Annotated in this window: 21 protein-coding genes and 1 pseudogene; 12 read left to right on the forward strand and 10 right to left on the reverse strand. The window is 71.1% G+C overall.

What is annotated here, in order from left to right; all coding sequences use genetic code 11:
* Positions 1 to 65 precede the first annotated feature (65 nt).
* The gene (locus IEY20_RS03990; RefSeq protein WP_175328177.1) at positions 66 to 1,034 is read right to left on the reverse strand and encodes a sugar-binding transcriptional regulator; all 969 of its coding nucleotides are present in this window, start codon (positions 1,032 to 1,034) and stop codon (positions 66 to 68) included.
* A 203-nt stretch (positions 1,035 to 1,237) separates the two neighbouring features.
* Between IEY20_RS03990 and IEY20_RS03995 the strand changes: the two genes are divergently transcribed.
* The 3 genes from IEY20_RS03995 (at position 1,238) to IEY20_RS04005 (ending at position 4,853) form a co-directional block, all read left to right on the forward strand.
* The gene (locus IEY20_RS03995; RefSeq protein ID WP_217504241.1) at positions 1,238 to 2,551 is read left to right on the forward strand and encodes an RbtT/DalT/CsbX family MFS transporter; all 1,314 of its coding nucleotides are present in this window, start codon (positions 1,238 to 1,240) and stop codon (positions 2,549 to 2,551) included.
* A gap of 71 nt (positions 2,552 to 2,622) precedes the next feature.
* Complete coding sequence (locus IEY20_RS04000) at positions 2,623 to 4,362, forward strand: dihydroxyacetone kinase family protein (RefSeq protein WP_175328176.1); 1,740 nt, start codon at positions 2,623 to 2,625, stop codon at positions 4,360 to 4,362.
* Positions 4,359 to 4,853: a ribose-5-phosphate isomerase gene (locus IEY20_RS04005; protein ID WP_175328175.1), complete on the forward strand. Its 495-nt coding sequence runs from the start codon at positions 4,359 to 4,361 to the stop codon at positions 4,851 to 4,853. The genes IEY20_RS04000 and IEY20_RS04005 overlap by 4 nt, the downstream gene beginning before the upstream one ends.
* Before the next feature lie 220 nt (positions 4,854 to 5,073).
* On the opposite strand, the gene IEY20_RS04010 is transcribed toward IEY20_RS04005, so the two are convergent.
* The 4 genes from IEY20_RS04010 to IEY20_RS04025 are packed head-to-tail and all read right to left on the reverse strand — an operon-like array spanning position 5,074 to position 9,418.
* A complete protein-coding gene (locus tag IEY20_RS04010; protein ID WP_175328174.1) occupies positions 5,074 to 6,057 on the reverse strand; it encodes a D-ribose ABC transporter substrate-binding protein in 984 nt (327 codons plus the stop codon).
* A gap of 39 nt (positions 6,058 to 6,096) precedes the next feature.
* Positions 6,097 to 7,215 carry an ABC transporter permease gene (locus tag IEY20_RS04015; protein ID WP_022903660.1) on the reverse strand — a complete coding sequence of 373 codons (1,119 nt, stop codon included), beginning with the start codon at positions 7,213 to 7,215 and terminating at the stop codon, positions 6,097 to 6,099.
* 20 nt (positions 7,216 to 7,235) lie between these two features.
* Entirely contained in the window at positions 7,236 to 8,765 is a 1,530-nt protein-coding gene (locus IEY20_RS04020) for a sugar ABC transporter ATP-binding protein (protein WP_175328173.1), read from the reverse strand.
* Entirely contained in the window at positions 8,762 to 9,418 is a 657-nt protein-coding gene (locus IEY20_RS04025; protein ID WP_022903662.1) for a DUF2291 domain-containing protein, read from the reverse strand. Before IEY20_RS04025 ends, IEY20_RS04020 begins: the two co-directional genes overlap by 4 nt.
* Before the next feature lie 347 nt (positions 9,419 to 9,765).
* Here IEY20_RS04025 and IEY20_RS04030 point away from each other — a divergent pair, with 347 nt between their 5' ends.
* Entirely contained in the window at positions 9,766 to 10,896 is a 1,131-nt protein-coding gene (locus IEY20_RS04030; RefSeq protein ID WP_175328172.1) for a zinc-binding dehydrogenase, read from the forward strand.
* 22 nt (positions 10,897 to 10,918) lie between these two features.
* Here the strand turns inward: IEY20_RS04030 and IEY20_RS04035 are convergent, their stop codons facing one another.
* A complete protein-coding gene (locus IEY20_RS04035) occupies positions 10,919 to 12,400 on the reverse strand; it encodes an FGGY-family carbohydrate kinase (RefSeq protein WP_175328171.1) in 1,482 nt (493 codons plus the stop codon).
* Positions 12,401 to 12,570: 170 nt separating this feature from the next.
* Between IEY20_RS04035 and IEY20_RS04040 the strand changes: the two genes are divergently transcribed.
* The 3 genes and pseudogenes from IEY20_RS04040 to IEY20_RS04050 all read left to right on the forward strand — a co-directional run bounded on the left by IEY20_RS04040 (position 12,571) and on the right by IEY20_RS04050 (position 15,460).
* Positions 12,571 to 13,635 (forward strand): LolA family protein, encoded by a 1,065-nt coding sequence (locus IEY20_RS04040; RefSeq protein WP_175328170.1) that lies wholly within the window; start codon positions 12,571 to 12,573, stop codon positions 13,633 to 13,635.
* Positions 13,632 to 14,588, forward strand: coding sequence for an ABC transporter ATP-binding protein (locus tag IEY20_RS04045; RefSeq protein WP_175328169.1), 957 nt, complete (start codon positions 13,632 to 13,634; stop codon positions 14,586 to 14,588). The genes IEY20_RS04040 and IEY20_RS04045 overlap by 4 nt, the downstream gene beginning before the upstream one ends.
* A pseudogene (locus IEY20_RS04050) lies at positions 14,575 to 15,460 on the forward strand (ABC transporter permease). The gene IEY20_RS04045 and the pseudogene IEY20_RS04050 overlap by 14 nt, the downstream one beginning before the upstream one ends.
* 28 nt (positions 15,461 to 15,488) lie before the next feature.
* On the opposite strand, the gene IEY20_RS04055 reads toward IEY20_RS04050, so the two are convergent.
* The 4 genes from IEY20_RS04055 to IEY20_RS04070 all read right to left on the reverse strand — a co-directional run bounded on the left by IEY20_RS04055 (position 15,489) and on the right by IEY20_RS04070 (position 19,404).
* Complete coding sequence (locus tag IEY20_RS04055; protein WP_175328167.1) at positions 15,489 to 16,517, reverse strand: NADP-dependent oxidoreductase; 1,029 nt, start codon at positions 16,515 to 16,517, stop codon at positions 15,489 to 15,491.
* A 144-nt stretch (positions 16,518 to 16,661) separates the two neighbouring features.
* Entirely contained in the window at positions 16,662 to 17,573 is a 912-nt protein-coding gene (locus IEY20_RS04060) for a metallophosphoesterase (RefSeq protein ID WP_175328166.1), read from the reverse strand.
* Between the two features lie 71 nt (positions 17,574 to 17,644).
* Positions 17,645 to 17,986, reverse strand: coding sequence for an L-rhamnose mutarotase (locus IEY20_RS04065; protein WP_175328196.1), 342 nt, complete (start codon positions 17,984 to 17,986; stop codon positions 17,645 to 17,647).
* Between the two features lie 59 nt (positions 17,987 to 18,045).
* Positions 18,046 to 19,404, reverse strand: coding sequence for an MFS transporter (locus IEY20_RS04070; RefSeq protein WP_204620550.1), 1,359 nt, complete (start codon positions 19,402 to 19,404; stop codon positions 18,046 to 18,048).
* A gap of 155 nt (positions 19,405 to 19,559) precedes the next feature.
* Between IEY20_RS04070 and IEY20_RS04075 the strand changes: the two genes are divergently transcribed.
* The 5 genes from IEY20_RS04075 to IEY20_RS04095 all read left to right on the forward strand — a co-directional run bounded on the left by IEY20_RS04075 (position 19,560) and on the right by IEY20_RS04095 (position 25,423).
* Entirely contained in the window at positions 19,560 to 20,570 is a 1,011-nt protein-coding gene (locus tag IEY20_RS04075; protein WP_175328165.1) for a LacI family DNA-binding transcriptional regulator, read from the forward strand.
* A gap of 124 nt (positions 20,571 to 20,694) precedes the next feature.
* Positions 20,695 to 21,786, forward strand: coding sequence for a LacI family DNA-binding transcriptional regulator (locus IEY20_RS04080; RefSeq protein ID WP_175328164.1), 1,092 nt, complete (start codon positions 20,695 to 20,697; stop codon positions 21,784 to 21,786).
* A gap of 498 nt (positions 21,787 to 22,284) precedes the next feature.
* On the forward strand, positions 22,285 to 23,610 hold the full coding sequence (locus tag IEY20_RS04085) for an ABC transporter substrate-binding protein (protein ID WP_175328163.1): 1,326 nt from the start codon (positions 22,285 to 22,287) through the stop codon (positions 23,608 to 23,610).
* 80 nt (positions 23,611 to 23,690) lie between these two features.
* Entirely contained in the window at positions 23,691 to 24,545 is an 855-nt protein-coding gene (locus IEY20_RS04090) for a carbohydrate ABC transporter permease (protein WP_083882108.1), read from the forward strand.
* Positions 24,546 to 24,550: 5 nt separating this feature from the next.
* Positions 24,551 to 25,423: a carbohydrate ABC transporter permease gene (locus IEY20_RS04095; RefSeq protein WP_229727869.1), complete on the forward strand. Its 873-nt coding sequence runs from the start codon at positions 24,551 to 24,553 to the stop codon at positions 25,421 to 25,423.
* Position 25,424 lies beyond the last annotated feature (1 nt).

A 25,424-nucleotide genomic window follows, 5' to 3' on the forward strand; every position in this document is an offset into this window, starting at 1 on the left:
CGCGAGCGCGCCGGTCAGGCGAGCGCGCCGGTCAGGCGAGGGCGCCGGTCAGGCGAGGGCGCCGGTCAGGCGAGGGCGTCGAGGAGGGCGCGCGCCGTCGGCGCGTCCGTCACGAGTTCGTTGACGAGGCGCCCGCGGACGGCACCGATGATGCTCGTGACCTTCGCCTCGCCGACCGCGACGCCGACGGCGTGCGGAACGGCCGCCAGCACCTCGCGCGAGGTCCGGACCATGCGATCGCTGCCGGGGAACTCGATCGCGGACCCGTCCGCGGCGAAGAAGTTCAGGCACACGTCACCCGCGGCGAGGTCGAACGCCGCGTCCTCGACGGGGATGCCCCTGGCGATCGCGTCCCGGGTGGCCGTCGGAGCGCCGATCCCGAGCACCGCACCCTTCGCACTCCCCCAGAGACCGACGACGTGCTGGAACGCCGGGTCCTCGTCGAGGGTGGCGCGCATCGCGGGTGACGGGATCGCCTGGGCGAACAGGAACGCGGGGATCGCCCCGGAGTGCTCGGCCGCGGTCCGCGTGATCTCGTTCGTCTGGAACCACGGCATCGGGTCCGCCTGACCTCCGACCGTGGGGACGAGCTGGACGCCGGACAGCCGCGGCATCCCCGCCTGGGCGACGTCGTACACGGTCCGCCCGGACGACATGAGCACGGCGTCCCCGGGAGCGAGCCCCATACCCTCGAAGGCCGTGGCGATCGGTCCGGCGAGGTCGACGCCGAGCGTCGCGGGGTGCGTGACCGCGGCGAGGTGCACGGCCTGCAGCCCGAGCACGACCTGCAGGCGCTCCGCGAGGGCGACGGTCTCGTCCTGGAAGGGGTCGACGACCTCGATGCGGACGAGGCCCGCTCGGCGGGCCTCGGCGACGAGCCGACTGACGGTCGGGCGGGAGACCCCGAGCCGTGCCGCGATCTCGACCTGTGTGGCGTCCTCGAGGTAGTACATCCGCGCCGCCTGGTACACGGTGTCGAGCGGGAACCGCGAGCGCCCGGCCTCCGTCGGTGCGGCGGGGGTGTCGGAGGACATGTGGCATCGCCTTTCGGAGCGTCGCCGACACCGGTCGACGAGCGATCGGTTCGCGCGGACATCGCGACCGTATCCCCGCTCCGGTCGGTGACACCGGCGGAACGCGGCGCGCCGTGCGAATTGAGGAAATTCTGTTCTGAGCAAACGTTCTACGGGTGTAGGGTCGGATCCGATCGCAGACCACCAGGACACAGGAGTCGAGGATGTCGACGACGACACAGCGTGCGACGAGCGCGCGAGCAGCACGCCGGACCGAGGGGCGGTTGGACCGGATGGGGATCCCGAGGCCGCTCGCGCTCGGCTTCGTCGCGGTCCTCGTCTTCATGACGGGCAACGGCGTCGAGTCGAACTTCATCACGCCGCACATGGTGGCCGTGCTCGGCAGTCCCGAGACGACGGTCGCGACCATCGTGACGTTCTACAGCCTCGCGGCGCTCATCGGGTCCTACGTGTCCGGTGCCCTGTCCGACCTCGTCGGGCCGCGCCGCGTGATGGTGCTCGGGTTCGCCGTCTGGGTGGTCTTCGAGGTGCTGTTCCTCATCGCGCTCGCGATCGGGAGCGTCTCCTTCGCAGCAGTGGCGTACGCCCTCCGCGGGTTCGGCTACCCGCTGTTCGCGTTCGCGTTCCTCGTCTGGGTGAACATCACGACGCCCGTCGAGCGGAACGGCTCCGCGGTCGGCTGGTTCTACGTCGCGTTCACCGGCGGCCTCCCCACGCTCGGGTCGCTCTTCGCCATCGGCGCGATCCCGCTGTTCGGCGGTGGCACGGGCGGGGAGACCGGCGCGATGATCGCCTCCGTCGGGCTCGTCCTGATCGGCTTCCTCGTCATGCTGTTCAGCGTCCGGCTGCCGAACGGGTTCAGCCGGATCGCCCCGGAGGGCGAGAGCACCTGGCGTGTCCTGACGAGTGGCGTGCGCCTCACCGTCACCCGGCCGAAGGTCCTCATGGGCTTCCTCGTCCGTCTGATCAACACCGCCCCGGAGTTCGGGATGTTCGTCGTCCTGCCCGCCGTGATCGCCCAGGACCGCGGCTGGGGCCAGGGTCGTTGGCTCCTCATGACCGTCTGCGTCTACGCCACCAACATCCTCGTGAACGCCCTGTTCGGGTGGGTCGGCGACCGCATCGGCTGGCAGCGCACCGTCAAGTGGTTCGGCATCGTCGGCTCCGCGACGGGCCTCGTCGCGTGGTGGTACGTACCGCAGCTCGTGCCCGCCGGGTCGGACTGGGGCTACGTGCTCTCCGTCGTCGCCGGCTGCGTGTTCGGCTGCCTCCTCGCCGGGTTCGTGCCGATGGGCGCGATCATGCCCGCCCTCGCGCCGGACCACAAGGGCGCCGCGATGGCGATGTACACGACGGCGGCCGGCGGCGCCGCGTTCCTCGGCACCGGTGTCGTCGCGGCGGTGTTCGCACTCGGCGGCGGCGGCCAGGCGGTCACCTGGACCTTCGTCGGCCTCTACGCCTGCGCGTTCGTGATGGTCCACTTCCTGCGCGTCCCGCAGGGCGACCGGACGCACTGACCCCGGGCGGTGGCGGCCGTCCCGCCGCCGTCCGGTCCCTCATCCACCACCACCGACAGGACCCCACCACGATGACGACCATCCACGACGACCCCGAGGACTTCGCCGAGGACCAGCTGGCAGGCTGGACCGCGCTCTACGCCGACCGCGTGCGCGCGGTCCACGGCGGGGTCGTGACGCTCCCCACCGCCGACGCCGACCCGCAGGTCGCGGTCGTCGTCGGCGGCGGGTCCGGCCACTACCCGGCGTTCTGCGGCGTCGTCGGCCCGGGCTTCGCCACCGGCGCGGTCGTCGGCAACGTCTTCACGTCGCCCTCGACCGCACAGGTGTACGCGGTCGCGAAGGCCGCCGACCAGGGCCGGGGCGTCGTGCTCACGTTCGGGAACTACGCCGGTGACGTGATGAACTTCGGGATCGCGGCCGAGCGCCTCAACGCCGAGGGCATCCCGACGCGCGTCGTGGTCGTGACCGACGACGTCGCCAGCGCCGACGAACCGTCGCAGCGCCGCGGCATCGCAGGCGACTTCTCGGTCTTCAAGGCGATGGGGGCCGCCGCGGCGGCAGGAGCGTCGTTGGACGAGGTCGAGCGCGTCGGCAACGCCGCCAACGCCGCCACGCGGACCATCGGCGTCGCGTTCTCCGGCTGCACGATGCCGGGCGGTGGCGAACCGCTCTTCACGGTCCCCGAGGGCCACCTCGGGCTCGGACTCGGCATCCACGGCGAGCCGGGCATCGAGGACGTCCCCCTGCTGCCGGCGCGCGAGCTCGCAACGCTGCTCGTCGAGCGGCTGCTGACCGAGCGGCCCGGGTCCACGACCCGCGTCGCCCCGATCCTGAACGGGCTCGGCGACACCAAGTACGAGGAGCTCTTCCTGCTCTGGGGGCGGGTGCTCCCGCTGCTGACCGAGGCCGGCCTCGAGGTGGTCGAGCCCGAGGTCGGCGAGCTCGTCACCAGCCTCGACATGGGCGGCTGCTCGCTGACCCTGCAGTGGCTCGACGACGAACTCGAGCGGTACTGGCGCGCTGACGCGTACACGCCCGCGTACCGCAAGGTGGCGGCGCCGGTCGCGGCGCTCGTCGCCGCCGACGCGGTGGAGGACGCCGCGGCCGAGGCGACCGAGGTGCCGGACGCGACCACCGCCTCCCGGCAGGCCGCTGCGACGGCGCGCGCCGCGTTCGACGCGGTCGACGCGCTGCTCCGCGAGCACGAGGAGGAGCTCGGCCGCATCGACGCCGTCGCGGGCGACGGCGACCACGGCCGCGGCATGGTCAAGGGATCGGGGGCGGCCCGCCGGGCCGTCGAACGGCTCGACCGGGAGGCAGGGGTCGCCTTCGTCCTCGGACGCGCCGGTGACGCGTGGGCCGAGTTCGCGGGCGGCACCTCCGGTGTCCTCTGGGGCGCAGCGCTCGAGGCGTTCGGTCGGTCGCTGCGCGACGACCGCGACGAGTACCGCCCCGCCGACGTCGTCGATGCCGCGCAGGCCTTCGCCGACGCGATCGTGCACCTCGGCCGCGCCGCGCGTGGCGACAAGACGCTCCTCGACGCCCTCCTCCCCTTCGTCGACGCACTCCGCGAGGGCGTCGACGCCGGCCAGGACACCGCGACCGCGTGGCGTGCCGCCGCAGCGGTCGCCGTCGCCGAGGCAGCTGCCACCGCCGACCTGCGTCCCCGCGTCGGACGGGCGCGGCCGCTCGCGGAGAAGAGCATCGGTACGCCCGACGCCGGCGCGACGTCCATGGGCTTGATCCTCACCCGCGTCGGCGAGGTCCTCGCCGCGCGTGCAGACCGACAGGAAGGAACACACGCATGACCCACCGGATCGTGATCGGCTCGGACGATGCAGGGTACGACTACAAGGAGATCATCAAGCGCGACCTGCTCGCCGACGACCGGGTGGCGTCCGTCGAGGACGTCGGCGTCGACGCGGACGGGCACACCGCGTACCCGCACGTGGCCGTGGACGCGGCGAGGATGGTCGCGGACGGCCGTGCGGACCGGGCGGTCCTGGTGTGCGGCACAGGGCTCGGGGTCGCGATCAGCGCGAACAAGGTGCCGGGGATCCGTGCGGTGACGGCGCACGACTCGTTCAGCGTCGAGCGCTCGGTGCTCTCCAACGACGCGCAGGTGCTGTGTCTGGGCCAGCGCGTGATCGGCGTCGAGCTCGCCCGACGCCTCGTCCGGGAGTGGCTCGGCTACGAGTTCGACCCGGCCTCGGCGAGCGCGGAGAAGGTGGCCGCGATCTGCGGGTACGACGGCTCGTCGCCCTCGGGCGTCGACGCGGGGGCGTCCGCCGCCGACTGAGACCGACCACGGGACGACCGACCGACCAGGACCGGCCGCAGCGACAGGGATCGCTGCGGCCGGTCCTTCGTGGTGCCCGCGGTGGGCGGACCGTCCGTCGCGTGCCGTCCGTCGCGGACCGTGCTCCGGCTGACGGCCCCGTCCCCGGCACGCGCGCGTCGGCCCCGGGCCTGCACCGATGGGTGCAGGGCCGGGGCCGACGTCCGAGGTCAGGGACGCGTCACTCGGAGAGGGTGAACGGCGAGGTCACCTTGTCCGCGTTCTCCTTGGTGATGAGCACACAGTCGAACGCCTGCTTCTCCTGCGCCGCGCCGGTCTTTCCCGTGCGGAGGTACTCGTCGGCCTCCTGCACGGCCTTCTTGGCGAACGTCGCAACCGGCTGGAGCACGGTGTACTGCAGCTCGCCCGCCTTCACGGCGTCGACCGCGTCCGGCGAACCGTCGAAGCCGCCGACCTTGACCTGGTCGAGCTTCCCGGACTCCTTGAGGGCGGCGATCGCACCGAGCGCCATCTCGTCGTTGCCGGAGATGATGCCCTTGATGTCGGGGTCGGCCTGGAGGATCGACTGGGTCTTGTCGTGGCCCTGCGTCCGGTCCCAGTTCGCGACCTGCTTGGCGACCTCCTTGAGGTCCGGGTACTGGCTGAGGACGGTCTTGTAGCCGTTCGACCGGGTCTGGGCGTTGTTGTCGGACGGGGCGCCGAACAGTTCCGCGTAGTTGCCGGAGTCACCGACCGACTTCACCCACTGCTGCGCGCCGATCGCCGCACCCTGCGCGTTGTTCGACACGAGCTGGGCCTTCGCGAGTCCGGCCTGGTTGATCTCCGCGTTCACGAGGAACACCGGGATGCCGGCGGCGTCCGCCTTCTTCACGGCGCCGATCGACCCGCTCGCGTTGGCCGGGTCGAGGATGATGGCGACCGACTTGTTCGTGATGGCGGTGTCGACGAGGTTGCTCTCGGTGTTGGTGTCACCCTTCGACGCCGAGACGTTCGACTTGTAGCCGAGCGACTTCGCCTCGGCCGACGCGACGTCGCCCTCCGTCTTCCAGTACGGGTTCGACGGATCGTTCACGATGATCGAGATGAGGCCGCCCTTCTTGGACGAGCCGTCGCCGCCGGACGCGGCACCGCCGGCGGAGCAGCCCGTCAGGACCAGGCTCAGTCCGACTCCCGCTGCGAGCACCGTTGCGAGCTTGCGGTTCATGGTGGGTTTCCTTTCGCTGTGGACCGTGTGACGGGAGGGTCAGACGGCTGTCTTCTCGCCGACGACCGCCGGGGGCTGGGTGTCGGTGGGAGAGGTCTGTCGGGGGCCCGCTGCACCGCCGGCACGTGCCGGACGACGCTTGTACTGGACCGCGTTGAGGAGGACGGCGAACACGATGACGGCGCCGGTGAAGACGGTCTGCCAGTAGGCGGAGACGCCGATGATGACGAGTCCGTCGGACAGGAAGCCGATGACGAACGCACCGAGCAGCGTGCCGCGGACGTTGCCGACACCGCCTGACAGCGCCGCGCCGCCGATGACGACCGCTGCGATCGCGGTCAGTTCGTACGAGCTGCCGGCCGTGGGGCTGGCGCTCGTGAGCTCGGACGACAGGATGAGGCCGGCGATCGCGGCGCACAGGCCCGAGAGGACGTACACGCGGATCTTCACGCGCTTCACCGGCACACCGGACAGCTCCGCGGCGCGCTCGTTGCCACCCGAGGCGTACAGCCAGCGGCCGAAGACGGTGCGGTTGAGGAGCAGCGATCCGACCACGGCGGCGACGATCATCACGATCACACCGATCGGGAGCCCGAGCAGCCGGTTGAAGCCGAGCCAGTCGAACCCGGTGTTGCCGAGCGCGGCGTTCCCCTCGAGGTTGTTGTAGGTCAGCCCGTTCGTCATCAGCAGGCCGATGCCGCGGACGACGTACAGCATGCCGAGGGTCGCCACGAACGGTGCGACCTTGAACCGTGCGACGAGCACGCCGTTGACGAGGCCGATGAGCGCTCCGGAGGCGCACGCGAGCACGACCACGACCCAGACCTTCGGGTAGAGCGTGACCCCGCCGATGGCCACCCCCTTCATGAGGAACCCGGCGATCACGCCCGAGAACCCCAGGGTCGAGCCGACGGACAGGTCGATGCCGCCGTTGAGGATGACCAGGAGCATGCCCAGCGCGAGGATGGCGTACACGGCGACGTGCGACGACATCGTGAGGAGGTTGCTCACCGTGAAGTAGTTCGGCGACAGGATCGAGAAGACGACGATGATGACGACGAGCGCGAAGTAGGCCCGTCCCTGCAGCAGCAGACGTCCGACGCTGAACCCGTCGGGGAAGAGGGCGGGGCGCCGCTGACCGGCGGTCGTGGTGGTCATGGTTGTTCCGTTCCTGGCGGTCATGCGACCACGGCTTCGCCCGAGGCGGCCATGATCGCTTCCTTGGTCACGTCCGAACCGAACTCGGCGGCGATGCGCCCGCGGCTCATGACGACGATGCGGTGGGCGATGCTCAGGCACTCGCCCACCTCTGAGGTGGTGTAGACGACGGCGAGGCCCTGTCGGGCGCGCTCGGCGAGCAGCCGGAAGACCTCGGCCTTGGCACCGATGTCGATGCCCCGGCTCGGTTCGTCGAGCAGGATGACGTCCGGGTCGGTCGCGAGCATCTTGCCGATGACGACCTTCTGCTGGTTCCCGCCGCTGAGCGAGCCGATCATGGCGCCGCCCCCGGCCGTCTTCACGTGGACGGTCTGGATCGAGTCGGTGACCAGGTCGACCTCGCGGCGACCGGACAGGAAGAGACCGCGCACGAACGCGCCGATGGACGCCAGGGACATGTTCGAACCGACGGTCATCGTCTGCACGAGGCCGTCCCGCTGCCGGTCCTCCGGCACGAGACCGAGCCCGGCGTCGATCCGCTCGGCGATGGACAGCCCGGCGAGGTCGCGGTCGCCCTTGCGGATCGCACCGCCGTCGACGGGCGTGCGTCCGGCGACGGCCTCGAGCAGCTCGGTCCGACCAGCACCCATGAGGCCGTAGATGCAGACGATCTCACCCGTCCGGACCGAGAGCGACACGTGGTCGACGACGTTCCGCCCCGGGACGTCCGGGTCGGCGACCACGACGTCCTCGATCGCGAGCGCGGGTGCGCCGAACTCGTACCCGGTGGGGGGCGAACCGAGGTCGAACCCCTCGCCGACCATCGCGCGGACGACCCATTCGAGGTCGATGTCCGCGCGCCGGGCCGTCGCGGTGACCGACCCGTCCCGGAGCACCACGGCGTGGTCGGTGATCTCGAGGGCCTCCTCGAGGTGGTGCGAGATGTAGACGATCGACACCCCACGGGCCTTGAGGTCGCGGACGACCGTGAAGAGCACCTCGACCTCGGACGCCGAGAGCGCGCTCGTCGGCTCGTCCATGATGAGGATCCGCGCATCGACCGAGAGTGCCCGGGCGATCTCGACGAGCTGCTGCTGCCCGAGGCGCAGGTCGGACACCAGGGTGAGCGGGTCGATGTCCTCGCCCAGCTCCGCGAGCACCGCCGCGGCCTGTCGGGCCTCCTCGGCGTAGTCGACCCCGGTGGGCCCACGCAGCTCACGCCCCATGAAGATGTTGTCGCGGACCGTGAGGTTCGGCGCCAGGCTCAGCTCCTGGTGGATGATCGAGATGCCGTGCTCGCGGGCGTCCACGGTGTCCGCGAACGACACCGGCTCGCCGCGCAGCGTGAGCGTGCCGGAGGTGGGCTGCTCGACGCCGGACAGGATCTTCATGAGCGTCGACTTGCCCGCGCCGTTCTCCCCGAACAGCGTGGTGACCTGCCCGCGGTGCACCGCGAACGCCACCCCCTTGAGCGCCCGGGTCGCACCGTACGTCTTCACGATGTCGGCCGCCTCGAGGACGACCGTGCCGATCGCGTCGTCGCCGCTCATCCGTTCACCTCCAGTGCGGACGGCGTCACGAGCCAGCCCTTCGGGTTGATCAGCTGGAACGCGCCGGTGACGGTGACCTTCTTGCCCTGCAGCGAACCGGTGTCGACCTCGGCGAGCACCTGCTTCTTCAGCTGGTCGTTGAGTGCCGCGCCCGCGTTCTGGTAGTCGATCTGGTTGGTGAACTGGCCGAACTCGATCGTCCCCGGAGCGTCGCGCAGGTCGGTGCCGTTGATGGCGGGCCCGGTCTGGATGCGGACCAGCAGCCCGCTCGGGAGACCGGACACCGTGACCGGGTAGATGCCGTCCTGCGGGGCGCCGACAGTGCCGGTGAAGGTGGTCGCGAACTCCGGCCCGGTGCCGGCGTCGACGCCGTACTTCTTCGCCGCGGCGGCGGGGTCGGCGATGATCGCCGGCGCGAGCTCGGTCGCGGGCACCGCGCGCTTCGCGATCGCCGCCTGGACCTTCGGGAAGTTGGTCTTCCCCCATGTCGATGCGGAGAAGGCGGCAGGACCGGCACCGACCGTCGAGCCCTTGCCGACCACCTTGACCGACAGCGCCATGGCGACGACGACGACCAGGACGGCCGCGACGAGGACGACCCGTTTGACGGCCCGACGGTTCCGCACGGTCGGGACCGCGCCGGTGGCGGTCATCGGACGCCCCCGCTGCGGACGGCTCGGGCCGTTCGGCAGCCCGGGAGGCTGGTGGCAGCCCGCGTCGCGTCGGGACGCCGGGTCCTGTGGTCGGCTCGCGTCATCGCGTGCTCCTCGTGGTTCGCTCCGTTGCGTCGGTCCGTCGGGAGGCGGACCGGCACCACTCAGCGTGGTGCAAGGCAGAAATTATGTGCGTGACGAAATTTCTGCAAGTGGACGCGCCGAAATCGTTGCGTTCGGACACGGTGACCCGTCGGCAGAAATCTTGTTCTTGACTTTTGTTCCGTGTCGCGTAGTGTCGCCCTCGCCGCGATGACGCGGCGAGACCACGACCCCTGGAGATCCTCATGTCCACGACGACCGAGACCCCCACGAGCAGCGGCTCCGCGACCATCCCGGCGACCATGCGCGCCGTCGTGGTCCACGGCCCCGGTGACTACCGGCTCGAGGAGCGCCCCGTCCCGACGCCCGGACCCGGCGAACTGCTCCTCCGTACCGACGCGGTCGGCATCTGTGCGTCGGACCTGAAGTGCTACCACGGCGCAGCGAAGTTCTGGGGTGACGAGAACCGACCGGCGTGGGCCGAGACCGACCGGATCCCCGGGCACGAGTTCGTCGGCACGATCGTCGCCGGTGACGAGGACGCCCTCGCCAAGCGCAAGGTGTCGCTCGGCGACCGCATCGCCTGTGAGCAGATCGTGCCGTGCTGGGAGTGCCGCTACTGCCTCGAGGGCATCTACTGGATGTGCAACGTCCACGACATGTTCGGCTTCAAGGGCTACGACGGCGCGATGGCCGAGTACGTCCTCGTACCGACCAAGGCCCTCACGCACCCGGTGTCGAGCGACCTGCCCGGCCAGGTCGCCGCGTTCGCCGAGCCGCTGTCCTGCGCCTTCCACGCGGTCGAGCGAGGCGACATCAAGTTCGGTGACACGGTCGTCATCGCCGGCGCGGGCCCGATCGGCCTCTCCGCGATCGCCGGCACCCGCCAGAAGAACCCCCTCCGGATCATCGCCCTCGACGTGGTGCCGGAGAAGCTCGAGCTCGCCCGCAAGGTCGGCGCGGACATCGTGATCAACATCGCCGAGGAGGACGCCGTCGCCCGCGTCAAGGAGCTCACCGACGGGTACGGCGCCGACGTCTACATCGAGGCGACCGGACACCCGTCGGCGGTGCCGCAGGGCCTCAACCTCCTCCGCAAGCTCGGCACGTTCGTCGAGTACTCGGTCTTCAAGGACAACGTGTCCGTGGACTGGTCGATCATCTCGGACGACAAGGAGCTCGACGTCCGCGGGGCGCACCTCGGGCCGCACACCTGGCCGGCAGCGATCAAGCTCCTGGAGTCGGAGACCCTGCCGATGTCGGAGATCTGCACGCACCAGTTCGCGCTGGAGGACTTCCAGCAGGCGCTCGACCTGGTCGGCGACTCGGCCGGTGCGAGCGTCAAGGTCTCGATCATCCCGTCCCGGCGCTCCTGAGCGTCGCCGGTGGACGGCTCCGTCAGCGGTGCGGAGCCGTCCGCCGGGCCAGTCGGTGCACGATCGCGGCCGTGGCATCGTAGAGGTCGCGGAAGTCGCGGTACCCGGCCTCGTAGCCGCGGTGCGCCTCCGGGTCTGGGTGGATGACCCGGTCGGCCGGGTTCCACGTCGCGATGTCGACGTCGGCGACGAGCCCCGCCGCGAGGAACGCCGATCCGAAGCACGCCCCCACCGTCACGCTCGGGACGGTCTGCGGCAGTCCGGTGACGTCGGACACGATGGTCGGCCAGAGCGACCCACGGAGGCCGCCGCCCGCCCCCACGAGCTCCCGGACCTCGACGCCGGCCGCCGCGAGTGTCTCGAGGTTGTGACGGACCGCGTACGCCGTCGCCTCGAGCGCTGCCCGGTAGAGGTCGCCCCGGGTGTGTCGGACCGTCAGCCCGGCCACCACGCCGCGCGCGTGCGGATCCGCGATCGGTGTCCGTTCCCCCGCGAAGTAGGGCAGCATGAGCAGTCCGTTCGCGCCCGGACCCGAGGCCTCGGCCTCCTCGAGCATCGTCGACCAGTCGCCGTGGAAGAGCCGTCGCAGCCACTCGGTGATCGCCCCGGAGGTCGCCGTGCCACCCGCCACGCAGGCCTGTCCCGGTCGGGTCCCGACCGTCGTCCACATCCCCGGCACCGCGATCGCTCCGGTCGTCGGCGCGATCATGAACATCGTCGTCCCGTACTGCAGGAACATGCGCCCCGGCACGGCCTCGCCGACGCTCACGCCCTCGGCCCAGGCGTCGATCGCGCCGGCGGTCACCGGGATGCCGACCGGGAGGCCCGTGGCCGCTGCCGCCGCTGCGGTCACCGCCCCCGCCCGCTCGCCCGACCACACCAACCGCGGCATGAGCAGACCCGGCGCGAGCGCATCGCACCACTCGGGGATCCAGCGGTGCTCGTGCACGTCGTAGAGCGGGGTCGTCTGGCTCGCCGAGTGGTGGTCGAGGACGTACTCGCCGGTCAGCAGCCCGACGACCCGGGACGACGGCATCGTGAACCGCGCCGCCCGCGCCCAGGTGTCCGGCTCGTTCCGTGCGAGCCAGGCGAGCTTCACGCCCGCTGCCTGCGTGGTCAGCGCGCTGCCGCAGCGGGCCCGGACCGGATCGAGGCCACCGAGCTCGGCCGTCACCTCGTCGAGCATGTCCGCCGTACGGGTGTCCACGCCGTAGAGCACGGCAGGTCGCAACGGTCGGTCGTCGGCGTCGGTCAGCAGCACGCAGGGTCCGATCCCGCTGACCCCGACGGCCGCGACGTCGGCGTCCGGTACGGAGCGCAGCAGCTCGCGGGTGAGCTCGGCGAACTCGGCCCACCACGAGTCGCCGTCCATCTCGACGAGCCCTTGCTCCGGCCGGTCGACGTCGTGCTGTCGGCTCGACTCGGCGAGGACGGTCCCGTCGAGCCGGGCGAGCAGCGCCTTGGTGCTCGACGTGCCGATGTCCACTCCGAGCACCGCCCGCATGCCGTCTCCTTCGAGGTCGCGCGCGGACCGCGTCCGCGCTCCGAGTCTAGGGAGGTCGGCGATGCCCAGCGTTCTGTCGGTTGCCGGACGTACGGTGCCCCCGTCCCGCACGCACCATCCAGCTCGTACCGCCGAGCACGCACCGCTCACACCTCTCAGGAGGGATCCCGATGAAGAAGTCAGCCTGGTTGCCCGCCGTCATCGCACCGGTCGTCGTCGCCGGCGCCGTCGCGGCGCCGATGATCGCGAACGCGGCGTCCACGCCGATCGCCGGGTCCGACCCGAGCGCCGCGGACGTGATCGCGAGCGTCGCGCAGTCGTCCGACGCGCAGTACTCCGGCAAGGTCGAGCAGACGAGCGACCTCGGCTTGCCCGAGCTCCCGTCCGGTTCCGGTGGTTCGTCGTTGCAGGGTGACGCGTCGGATGCGCTGAGCATGCTCACGACGTCGCACACCGCTCGGCTCTACGTCGACGGAGCCGACAAGCAGCGCGTGCAGGTCACGACGCAGCTGGCCGAGCAGGACCTCGTGCGCAACGGCTCGGACGTCTGGACGTGGGACTCGAAGCAGCGCGAGGCGACGCACGTGACCTTGCCCGCGAAGGCATCGACGCAGCAGGACGGCACCGCGACACCGGCCGACCTCGCCCGGCGTGCCATCGACGCGATCACCCCGAGCACGACGGTCTCCAAGCCGACGAGCACCTCGGTCGCCGGGCACGACGCCTGGTCGGTCACCCTCTCGCCGAAGTCGTCCGACACCCTCGTCGGGTCGGTTCAGCTCGCGGTCGACCAGCAGACCGGACTCCCGCTGCGGGTCACCGTCGCCGCGAAGGGGCAGTCGACGCCGGCGTTCCAGGTCGGCTTCACGAGCCTCGACTACGGCGCTCCGGCCGCCCGCCTGTTCGACTTCACGCCGCCGAGCGGTGCCGATGTGCACACGAAGGACCTGTCCGGAACGGCACGTGGCGACGGCGACCACCGCGGACACGACGGCGCCGGTGCGGGTGTCGTGACGACGGGTTCCGGGTGGGACACCGTCGCCGAGCTCCCCGCGGGCACGGCGGACACGTCCTCGCTCGGTGCTGACGCGGACGGGCTGCTCGACCAGCTCACCCGCCCGGTCGACGGCGGTCGCGCGGTGCAGACGTCCCTGGTGTCGGTGTACCTGACCGCCGACGGACGGGTGCTCGCCGGGGCCGTGCCGGTCTCCGCCCTCGTGGCCGCGGCCAAGTGACGGACGCTGCTGCTCCGGACGGGTACGCGATCCGCACCGATGGCCTGCGGAAGGTGTTCCGGAAGCAGCACGCGGTGAAGGGGATCGACCTCGAGGTCCCCCGCGGCTCGGTGTACGGGTTCCTCGGCCCGAACGGCTCGGGCAAGACGACGACGATCCGGATGCTGCTCGGGCTCTCCAGCGCGACCGGCGGGTCGGTCGAACTGCTCGGGCGTCGGGTGCCCGAGGCCCTGCTCGAGGTACTCCCCCGCGTCGGGGCGCTCGTCGAGGGTCCGGCCTCCTACCCGTACCTGTCCGGCCGCGCGAACCTCGCGCGGTTCGACGCCGCCGACCCGACCACGGACCCCCGGACCCGGGCCGACCGCGTCGCGTCGGCGCTCGACCGGGTCGGGTTGTCCCACGCGGCCGACAAGAAGGCGCACGCGTACTCGCTCGGCATGAAGCAGCGCCTCGGCCTCGCGAACGCCCTGCTCAGCCCGCGCGACCTGCTCGTGCTCGACGAGCCGACGAACGGCCTCGACCCGCAGGGCACGCGCGAGGTCCGGAACCTCATCCGCTCCCTCGCCGACGACGGGACGACGGTCTTCGTTTCGAGCCACCTGCTCGCTGAGATCGAACAGGTGTGCACGCACGCCGGGGTCATGCGCGCCGGGGAGCTCGTCGCGCAGGGGTCCCTCGACGAGCTGCGCTCGGCCGGCGTCCGCACGCTGACGGTCCGGACGCCCGACGTCGGCCAGGCCGGCTCCGTCCTCACCCGGCTCGGCCTGACACCGCGCCACGAGGGCGGCGCGGACGTCCTCGTGGCGGAGCTGCCCTCGGCCGTGCTCGCCGAGGACGTCACCGCGGAGCTCGTCCGGGCCGACGTCCGCGTCCGCGGCATCACCGTCGGCGGCGGCACCCTCGAGGACCGCTTCGTCGCGCTCACCGGGGAGGGCTTCGATGTCGCTGCCTGACGTCTCGTCCGGCCCGGACGTCGAGCGGGCGGGCACCGGCCGTGCAGCGGCCACCCGTCGTCGCCCGTTCGCCCTGCTTGGCTCCGAACTCGGACTGCTGTTCCGCCGCCGTCGCACCTGGGCGATGCTCGGCGCGCTCGCGCTCGTCCCGATCCTCATCGCGATCGCCGTCCGGGCCACGACAGGGCCCTGACCGCGGCGGGCCGGCGTTCCTCGGCGACATCACGAACAACGGCCTCTTCGTGGCGTTCACCGCGCTGACCGTCTCGATCCCCCTGTTCTTGCCGCTGACGATCGGGGTGGTGTCGGGCGACACGGTCGCCGGCGAGGCGAGCCACGGGACGATCCGCTACCTGCTCGTCGCTCCGACCGGCCGCCTGCGGTTCGTCCTCGTGAAGTACGTCGGCACGGTGGCGTTCGCCCTCGCCGCGACGCTCCTCATCGTCCTCGTCGGAGCGGCGATCGGGGCGCTGCTGTTCCCGATCGGCCCGGTGACCCTGCTGTCGGGCACCCAGGTCGGCGGGTGGTCGTACGCGGGCCGGGCGCTGTTGCTCGCGCTGTACGTCGCGATGTCGATGCTCGGGCTGTCGGCGATCGGGCTGTTCACCTCGACGCTGACGAACGTCCCGGTCGGGGCGATGGCCGCGACGGTCGTGCTCGCCGGGGCGTCGCAGGTGCTCGACCAGCTCCCGCAGCTCGACTGGCTGCACCCGTACCTGTTCTCGCACCAGTGGCTCGGCTTCGGCGACCTGCTGCGGGACCCGATCTCGTTCGACTCGTTCGGCGCGAACGCGCTGCTGCAGCTCGGGTACGTCGTCGTGTTCGGCGCGCTGGCGTACAGCCGGTTCGCGACGAAGGACGTGCTCAGCTAGTCGCCGAGCACGTCCTCCGCGAAGGGGTTCAGCCGGCGTCGGCGGTCTGGGGCCGGCGGACCGGATCGCGCAGGTCACGGTTCTTCTCGGACCGGTACCAGTCCATCCGCGCACCCGTCTCGACGGTCTGCATCCCGATGACGACCTTGCCCCGGGACTGCATCTGCGCGAGGTCCTCGTACGCGTCCACGATGTACTCGAACGGGTAGAAGCCGGAGATGAGCACCTGCACCCGGCGGTCCTGTACGGCCTTCGTGAGCATCGTGAGCAGCTCGCGGGCCTCGTCGTCCTCGGCGGGGGCGCGGAGGAACCGGAGTTCGACGTCGCGACGCTCTTCCGACGACACGAACCGGTCGGCGGGGATGCCCAGGCGTTCGGAGAGGTGCTCGGCATCGGACTCGCCGTGGTTGTCGATGAACGCGGTGATCTCCCGACCGTCCGCGATCTCGCGGATGCGCTGTTCCTCGCCCTCGCCGTACACGACCGGCAGTGTGCCGATCTGGCGGAGGTAGTCGTGGTTCCGGGCGCTGCCGAGGGCGATCACCGTGGCTCCCGCGTCGTGGGCGAGCTGGCACTGGATGTGACCGACCCCGCCCGCTGCGGCGCTGATCACCACCGTGTCCTGCGGGCCGAGCCGCAGTCCGCGCACGATCGTCGCCGCGGTGCAGCCGGCGAGGTAGAGCCCTCCGGCGACCTCCCACCCGACGAGCTCCGGCTTCTTGATCACCGCACCGCGAGGGACCCTGACCCAGTTCGCGTGCGCGCCGCCGGTCGGGGCGTGGCCGAGGACCTCGTCGCCCACGCGGAGGTCCTTCACGCCCTCACCCCGGGCACGGACGATGCCAGCGAAGTCGACGCCCTGGTGGGCGGGGAAGTCGAGGTCGATGAACTCACGCAACTTGCCTTCACGGAGGAACCGCTCGATGTGGTTCAGCCCGGCGGCCACCACCTCGACGACGATCTCGCCGGGACCGGCGTCCGGTCGTTCCTGCGGGACCAGTTGGACCACGTCGAACCCGCCGTAGCGGTCGTACTGCACTGCGTTGCCGTGTCGCATGGCGCGCTCCTTCGAAGACGTTCTGCCTCTCGTCTACTCGTGCGGGCCGGGTGGTGTCCGCACGACCGGGGGACTTCCCACCCGCGGACGGGAGGCGCGTGGCGGCGCCGCCACGCGCCTCCCGTCCGGTCCGGGACGCACCGGTCAACCGGCCGCGTCGATGATCCGCGTCACCGCGTCGGCACCGAGGTGGAACGCGAGCGGATCGGTGTCCGGCCGCGGGACCCGCACCGGCGACGACCACACCGACCCGTCCGCCGCGAGGTCGACCACGAGGTACCCCGCATCGATGTGCGCCGACTCCTCGTCGTACGCACCGACCACGTCGGTGTCGTTCGCCACCCCCGGGGCCACGAGCACCGGTACCCCGGCGATGGAGCCGGCCGAGTGGTGGTGGTGGTGGCCGCCGAGGACCAAGCGGACGTCCGTCCCGCGGATCGCGTCCGCGAACGCCTCGGCGTTCCGGAGCCGCAGGGCCTCGTGCAGTGCGGTCGGGGCCGGCAGCGGCGGGTGGTGCAGCACGACCACGGAGCCGCCGTCCGACGGCTCCCCGTCGGACAGGGCACGCCGCAGCCGGTCGAGGGCCTCGTCCGCGATCAGCCCGTACCCGGAGCCGGGGACGCTCGTGTCGACCGTCACGACCCGACGCCCGGCGACGACGGACTGCCCGGACACCGGGACCGAGGGCGGGAGGTACTCGAGGGTGTGCGCGAGTGGACGACCGCCCTCGCCGAGGACGTGCCCGTTCGCGAGCACCTGCCGGAAGCCTTCCCGCAGGTCGTGGTTGCCCGGGACGGTGACGAGCGCGGCAGCGTGCCGCTCGGCCCACCCGCCGACGCGCTCGCGCAGGCGCGTGTACGAGGCCGGGGTGCCGTCCTCGGAGACGTCGCCCGACACCACGACGAGCCCGACGTCCGGCACGCCCTCGGCGGACGCGAGCACGGCGTCGAGGGCCGCGGTCGTGTCGGTCGAGCCCTGGTGGAGGGCGCCGTCACCGGTGAGGTGGGTGTCGGACAGGTGGAGGATGCGGAGCGATCCGGGCGCGAGCGGCTGCATGGCGGTCACGCTAGTCGGCGGGTCGATCACCCTGCTGTGCGCTCGTGACGCACTCCCCCGGAGGCCTGGCGTCAGTCATCGAGCGCGGCGAGTTGGTCCTCGAGGTTGAAGACCTCCGGCAGCACCCGGGCGGTCTGGTCCGCTCGGCCTGTGGCACCGTCGAAGAGGCCCTGCATGTGCGCCTCCCACGTCGCGGCGACCTCGGAGGCGGCGAGCGCGGCATCGGCGTCGGCCACCGAGTCCGTCTCGTAGTACCCGATGAGGAGGCCGTCGTCGTCGAGGAACAGCGAGTAGTTCCGTCGTCCCGCCGCGGCGATCGTCCGGAGCATCGCCGGCCACACGGCCGCGTGCTGCGTGCGGTAGACGTCGAGGTGCTCCGTCGCCACCTGCAGACGGAAGCAGACCCGCACCACGCGATCAGGGCCTCCCGTCCGACCCGCCGGGAGGCGCGGCCCACGCTGGTCCGTGTCGGTCACCGTGGCGCCCGCTCGGGGCGGTCGCGGAGCGACTGCTCACGCTCCTCGTGCTCCTCCACGGTCCGGACGGTGCCGGTGGTGCTCGTGATGGTGCCGTACCGCTCGGCCTCGATCTCCTCGAGGCGCTTGCCGCGGGTGTCCGGTGCCCAGATCGTCCCGACGAGGAACGACAGTGCGAGCAGCCCGAGGATGAGGCCGCCGAGCGCACGCAGTCCGATGTCGCTCAGGAGCAGCGGGAACCAGATGCTGAGGAGGCCGACCATCACCCGGGCAGCGAGGAACAGCACGCCCTGGGCGCTGGCGCGGTACCGGGTCGCGAAGAGCTCGCTCGTCCACAGGCCGTAGAACGCCTGCGCGCCGATGCCCGAGGAGATGCCCCACGCGATGGCGAAGAACAGCAGCGTGCCGAGGGTCGCCGGCGCGTAGATGAGCACGGCCCAGGCGACGATGGCGAGTGCGGCGCCGATCGCGTACAGGACCGGGCGGCTCATCCGGTCGGCGAAGCGCATGAAGCCGAAGTAGGTCGCGGCGACCGTGCACGCCCAGACGAGAATCTGCAGCCCGTACTGCTCGGGGACGCTCGTGACGCCGGTGGCCGAGTAGACGCGCGGCTGGAAGATGCCCGCCTGGCCCGCGACGGTGTTCCAGAGCGCGTAGACACCGAACAGGAACAGCATCGCGGTGAGGTTGCGGCGGCGGCTGAACAGCTGGGTCACGCCGTGGAAGAAGTTCGCGGTCCCCGTGGCAGCGCGCTCGTCCTTCCAGATGGTGGACTCCGGCAGGCCGCGCCGCAACCACCAGACGATCGCCGCGACCACGAAGAGGTGCGCGAAGATGAGTCGGCTGCCGAGCAACCCCAGGGGCGCGGCGGCGATCGCGAGCGCGAACCCGACCATCGGGCCGACCGACCAGGCGAGCTGCGCGGTGCCGACGTGGGCGGCGCGCTTGTCGGCCGGTGCCTGCTCGGCGATGTAGGTCCAGCTCGCCGGGACGCCGGCGCCGACCGCGATGCCGGTGAGGATGAAGCCGACGAGCAGCATGCCGTAGCTGCCGGCGAACACCGCGAGCAGGATGCCGAGCATGTAGAGCAGCAGGTCGTAGGTGTAGATGAACTTCCGGCCGTACCGGTCGCAGAGCGGACCGCCGATGATCGCGCCGGCCGCGGCCCCGAAGGCGTTCGCGGACAGGCTCGCGAGGAGTCCGACCTGCAGGTCCCCGATGTGGAACTGCGCCTGCCAGAGGCTGAGGCTCGTGGCGATCGCGATGATCGACCCCGACTCGATGTAGTTCGACATGGCGACCGAGACGGTCGCCTTCCAGCCCGTGGTGTTCCGGGCTCCGATGCGGACCGCCATTGGTCCTCCGTTCGCGTGTTCGTCGATGAATCGTTTCAACGGTGGTGCTGCGAGGACCATACGCGCCCGGGGGGCCTTCGGCAAGTCCCGGCGCCGACCCGACGCTCCGGCACGTCGAACAGCCCGGGACGGCCGGCGGGTGCCAGGATGGCGGCATGGCGGTCAGCGTGCGGGACGTGGCAGCGCTCGCGGGCGTGTCGCTCGGCACGGTCTCGAACGTGCTGAACCGCCCCGACAAGGTCGCCCCCGCCACGGTCGAGAGGGTCCAGACCGCGATCGCCTCGCTCGGCTTCGTCCGCAACGACTCGGCGCGGCAGCTCCGCGCCGGCCGGAGCTCGACGGTCGGACTCATCGTGCTCGACGGCGGCAACCCGTTCTTCACCGACGTCGCCCGGGGCGCGGAGGACGCCGCGATGGCACAGGGCCTCGCGGTCCTGATCGGCAACTCCGACGAGTCCGCTGAACGGGAGCGCACCTACGTCGACCTGTTCGAGGAACGCCGCGTCGCCGGGCTCCTCGTCTCCCCCGCCGGCGACGACCTCGGTCGGCTGGAGCGCCTCCGTGACCAGGGCACCGCCGTGGTGCTCGTCGACCGGCGCGCCGACGACGAGCACTTCGCGTCCGTGTCCGTCGACGACGTCGCCGGGGGGCGGATCGCCGTCGAGCACCTCGCCGCCGTCGGCCGACGTCGGGTCGCCTTCGTCGGTGGGCCGTCCGGCATCCGACAGGTGGCCGACCGCCTCGCCGGAGCCCGCCTCGCCGCGACGACCGCCGGCATCGACCTCGAGGTCGTCCCGACCCGGTCCCTCTCGGTGCTCGAGGGGCGCCGTGTCGGCGAGGAGCTCCAGGCCCGCCCGGCCGCCGAGCGCCCGGACGCCGTGTTCGCGGCGAACGACCTGCTCGCCGTCGGCCTCGAGCAGGCGTTCATCATGCGCGGCTCCGTCGCGGTCCCGGAGCAGATCGCCATCGTCGGGTACGATGGCATCGCGTTCGCCGAGGCCGCGGTGGTGCCGCTGACCTCGGTGCGGCAGCCGGCACAGGACCTCGGCCGGCGCGCGATCGAGCTGCTCGTGGCACAGGTCGAGCACGGGCAGGACATCGACCTCGAGCACGTGGAGTTCACGCCGGAACTCGTGGTGCGGCAGTCCACGGTCGCCGATCGCTGAGGCCGCCCCGGGTCGTCGGGCAGCGCCGGTCGCGGTGCCGACCACCACCGGACGGGAGGCGCGGTGCGCGCCCGCCACGCGCCTCCCGTCCGGCGCGCGCAGCCCCGCAGCCTACGATCGGAGGATGGTGCAGACCCCGCGGCGAGACGGACCGCCGAGCGTGCACCACGTCGCGGCGCGCGCCGGGGTGTCGCTCGCGACGGTCTCGAACGTCCTGAACCACCCCGAGCGGGTCGCGGAAGCGACCGCGACCAAGGTCCGAGACGCCATCGACGCGCTCGGGTACACGCCGAACCGGAACGCGCGCGCCCTCGCGTCCGGTCGGACGCGGTCGATCGGCCTCGTCGTGAGCTCACTGCGGAACTCGCTGTTCACCGACATGGTGACCGGAGCGCAGACCGCAGCGCGAGCCGAGGGCAGCACCCTGCTCGTCACGAACAGCGACAACGACCTCGAGGCGCAGGCCGAGCACCTGGCGTTCATGGAGAGCACACGGGTGTCCGGGATCCTGTTCGCCTCGATGACCACCTCGCGCGAGCAGGTCGAGGCGGTTCGGCAGCACGGTCTCCCGGTGGTCTACGTGAACTACGAGCCGGACGACGTCGACGCGTGCTCGGTCATCGTCGACAACGAGCAGGCGGGCTACGTGGCTGCCACGCACCTCATCGAGCAGGGGTGTCGGCGCATCGCGTTCGTGAGCGCACGGCCGGACTGGCAGCCCGTCGCGCGTCGGCGGGTGGGCCTCCTCCGCGCGGTCGCCGAGCACCCCGAGGTCGAACTCATCGACGTGGACGCCGAGGACATCGACCCGCCGGGCGGGACCGACGCAGGGGTCCGGATCGCCGCGATGCCCCCCGGGCAGCGGCCGGACGGCGTCCTCGGAGTGACGGACCTGCTGGCGATGGCCGTCGTCACGGAGCTGCGCGCCGCGGGTATCCGTGTGCCGGAGGACATCCCCGTCTCGGGTTGCGACCACAACTCGGTGGCGTGGGGTGGGGCGGTGCCGCTGACCTCGGTCACGCAGCACGGCGAGGAGATGGGCGCGGAGGCGATCACGCTCCTGTTGGCCGAGCTCGCGGAGGGACCGGGGCACGTGCACCGGACCGTGGTGCTCGGGAGCGAGTTGATCGCGCGGGAGAGCACGCTCGGGCGGGCCCGGGGTGCGGCGGCGCAGGCGGCGACGAAGCCGAGCGACCCGCGGCGCACGGAGGCCTGAGGTCCAGCGGCGCCTCCCCGCCCCGGGTCTCGCGCGCCGCCCGCGCGCCGGGTCTCGGGGCGCCGGGTTTCGCGCGCCGGGTCTCGGGTTCGCTGCTCCGAGTCTCGGGTTCGCTGCCCCGAGACTCGCGCCACCCGACATCTCTCGGGCCCCGGACCGCGAGAAGTGTCCGCCAGGCCGAGACTCGGGCGTCCCTTGCCGCGGGGCGGTGCCCCCTCCTCTGCCGCCGAGTCTCGGGTTCGCCGCCCCGAGACTCGCGCCACCCGACATCTCTCGGGCCCCGGGCCGCGAGAAGTGTCCGCCAGGCCGAGACTCGGGGCGGGGAGCCAGCCGCCGCACGTTCGGTAACGAATCCGTCCGGGTGATTGACACGCTTCAATCCGCGTGGTTCCATTCCGATTGAAACGCTTCAACAGCACCTCCGGAGTCCGCACCGACGCAGGCTCCGGTCCGTTTCTCCCGGGCCTCCCCCGCCCGGGCCTTACGAGGAGGTAAGGAATGCCAGCACGACCCTCGCGCCGTCTGACCACCCGGTTGCTCGCCATCGGCGGTGCCGTCGCCCTGATCGGCAGCACGGCCGCGTGTTCCTCCGGCGGCTCCGCGGACACCGGCGGGAAGACGCAGATCACCTTCCAGACCGACAACGCCCCGACGACGGCCACCACCACCAAGGCACTGGTCGCCGCGTTCGAGAAGGCGAACCCGGACATCACCGTCAAGGTCGACACCCGCCCCCAGGGCACCGACGGCGACAACCTCGTCAAGACGCAGCTCTCGACCGGCGAGATGTCCGACGTGTTCGGGTACAACTCCGGCTCGCTCCTGCAGGCCCTGAACCCCGACAACACCCTGGTCGACCTCTCCGGTGAGAGCTGGGCGCAGGACGTCGACGAGCAGTACAAGACGACGGTCAGCACCGACAAGGGCATGTACGGCGCCCCGTTCCTCACGTCCTTCGCCGGCGCGATCCTCTACAACAAGAAGGTCTACGACAAGCTCGGTCTCACGGTCCCGACAACCTGGGACGAGTTCATCAGCAACAGCGAGAAGATCAAGTCCGCCGGGGGCGTCGCCCCGGTGATCCAGACCTACGGCGACACCTGGACCAGCCAGCTCCTCGTGCTCGGCGACTTCGCGAACATCACCGCGCAGCAGTCGGACTGGGCCGACCAGTACACGAAGCACAAGGAGAGCTACACGGAGGAACCGGCACTCGCCGGCTTCGAGCACCTCGCCGAGATCAAGGACAAGGGCCTCCTCAACGAGGACTTCGCCTCGGCGACGCAGGCGGCCGGCCTCAAGATGCTCGCCGACGGCACCGGTGCCCAGTACCCGATGCTGACCAACGCCATCGCGACGATCCAACAGGACAACCCCGACGCGGTGGACGACATCGGCGCCTTCGCGATCCCGGCGGCGAACGCGGACGACACGACGCTGACCCAGTGGCAGCCGAACAGCCTCTACATCCCGAAGACGGCCACGGGCGACAAGCTCACGGCGGCGAAGAAGTTCGTCGCGTTCGCGAACTCGTCCGAAGGCTGCACGGTGCAGAACGACACCAGCACGCCGGGCGGCCCGTACGCGATCAGCTCGTGCACGCTGCCCGACTCGGTGCCGCCGATCGTCTCCGACGTCGCGAAGTACGTCTCCGACAAGAAGGCCGGTTCCGCGCTCGAGTTCCTCTCCCCGATCAAGGGCCCGAACCTCGAGAAGATCTGCGTGCAAGTCGGCTCCGGCATCTCCTCGGCCTCGACGGGCGCGAAGCAGTACGACCAGGACGTCGTGCAGCAGGCGCAGCAGCTCGGGCTCCAGGGCTGGTGAGGTCGGTGACCGCGACGCTCACGACGGCGGTGGCCCCGCCGCAGACCACCAAGGCCGGGCCGGGGCCGGCGCGCAGGAAGATGCGCTCGTACTACCCGGCGTGGTTCTTCATCCCGGCGATCGCGCTGTACGTCGTGTTCTTCGCGGTCCCGACCTTCGCGGGGTTCTACTTCTCGCTCACCCGCTGGACGCTGTTCGACCAGACCTTCATCGGCTTCGACAACTTCGTCCGGTTCTTCCAGGACCCGCAGCTCGTCTCCGGGTTCGTGCACACGTTCGAGTACGGGTTCGTGACGAGCGCGGCGAAGGTGGTCCTCGGACTCGCCCTCGCGCTGCTCCTCACGAGCCCCGTGCTCGGGCGGGGCTACCTCCGTGCCGTGGTGTTCTTCCCGGTGCTCGTCTCCACGATCGGCATCGGCATCACGTTCAAGGCGCTGCTCGATCCCTTCCACGGCATCGTCAACGGCGTCCTGGGCTCGGTCGGACTCCCCACCCCGGGGTGGCTGACCGACCCGGCGTTCGCCCTCTGGAGCGTCGCCGCGGTGGACATCTGGAAGGGCGTCGGCATCGCGACGCTCATCTTCATCGCCGGCATCGTGGCGATCCCCCAGGAGTACTTCGAGGCCGCCCGTGTGGACGGCGCGAGCTCGTGGACGATCTTCCGGAACATCACGCTGCCACTGTCCCGCCCCGCGATGGGGACGGTCATCATCCTGTCGCTCATCGGCGGTCTCCGCTCGTTCGACCTCATCTGGGCGATGACCGGCGGTGGCCCCGGCTTCACCAGCGACGTCATCGCGAGCGTGATCTACAAGCAGTACCAGGCCGGCTTCTACGGGCTGTCGACCGCGGGCAACGTCGTGTTGTTCGTCGTCGTCACGGCGATCATGGTGCCGATCTCCTGGCTCATCAACCGCAAGGAGGCGGAACTGTGACCACCATCGCAGATCGGCGGACGACCACGGTCCGACCACGGCGCGCCAGCCGCGAGACGACCCGGAAGTGGATCGTCGGCAGCATCGCGATCGTCGTCAGCTTCGTGGTGTTCCTCGTCCCGTTCGCCTTCATCCTGCTCCAGGCCATGAAGTCCCCGGCCGATGCCAACGAGCTCGGGTTCACCCTGCCGGAGCAGTTCCAGCTGTGGCAGAACCTCGCCGCGGTCCTCGGGTCCGGCGACGGCGGCATCCTGAGGGCGTTCCTCAACAGCACCGTCCTCACGGTCGGCAGCGTCCTCATCATGGTGGTGTTCTCGGCCATGGTCGGCTACACCCTGCAGCGTCGCCCGAGTCGCTGGAACGGCGTGATCAACTTCTTCGTGCTCGCCGGACTCATCGTGCCGCCGGCGATCGTGCCGACGATCTGGGTGCTCCAGGGTCTGAACCTCTTCAAGACGATGGGCGGGATGATCCTCATCGAGGCCACCTTCGGCCTGTCGTTCTGCATCCTGCTCTTCCGGGCGTTCGTCGCGACGATCCCGAAGGAACTCGACGAGGCCGCCGTGCTCGACGGCGCGGGCCCGATCCGCCTCTTCTTCGGCGTCGTGCTGCCGCTCCTCAAGCCGGTGGTCATCACGGTGGTCCTCGTGCAGTCGGTCGCGGTGTTCAACGACTTCGCCAACCCGCTGTACTTCCTGCCCGGGGCCGACAACCAGACCGTCCAGCAGACGCTGTTCTCCTTCCAGAGCCAGTCGGTGAGCCAGCTGAACCTGCTCTTCACCGACGTCCTGCTCATCACGATCCCCCCGCTGGTCCTCTACATCTTCTTCAACCGACAGATCGTCGCCGGCATGACCAGCGGCGCCGTCAAGGGCTGAC

The organism is Curtobacterium luteum (genome assembly GCF_014646995.1).
Taxonomy (GTDB): Bacteria; Actinomycetota; Actinomycetes; order Actinomycetales; family Microbacteriaceae; genus Curtobacterium; species Curtobacterium luteum.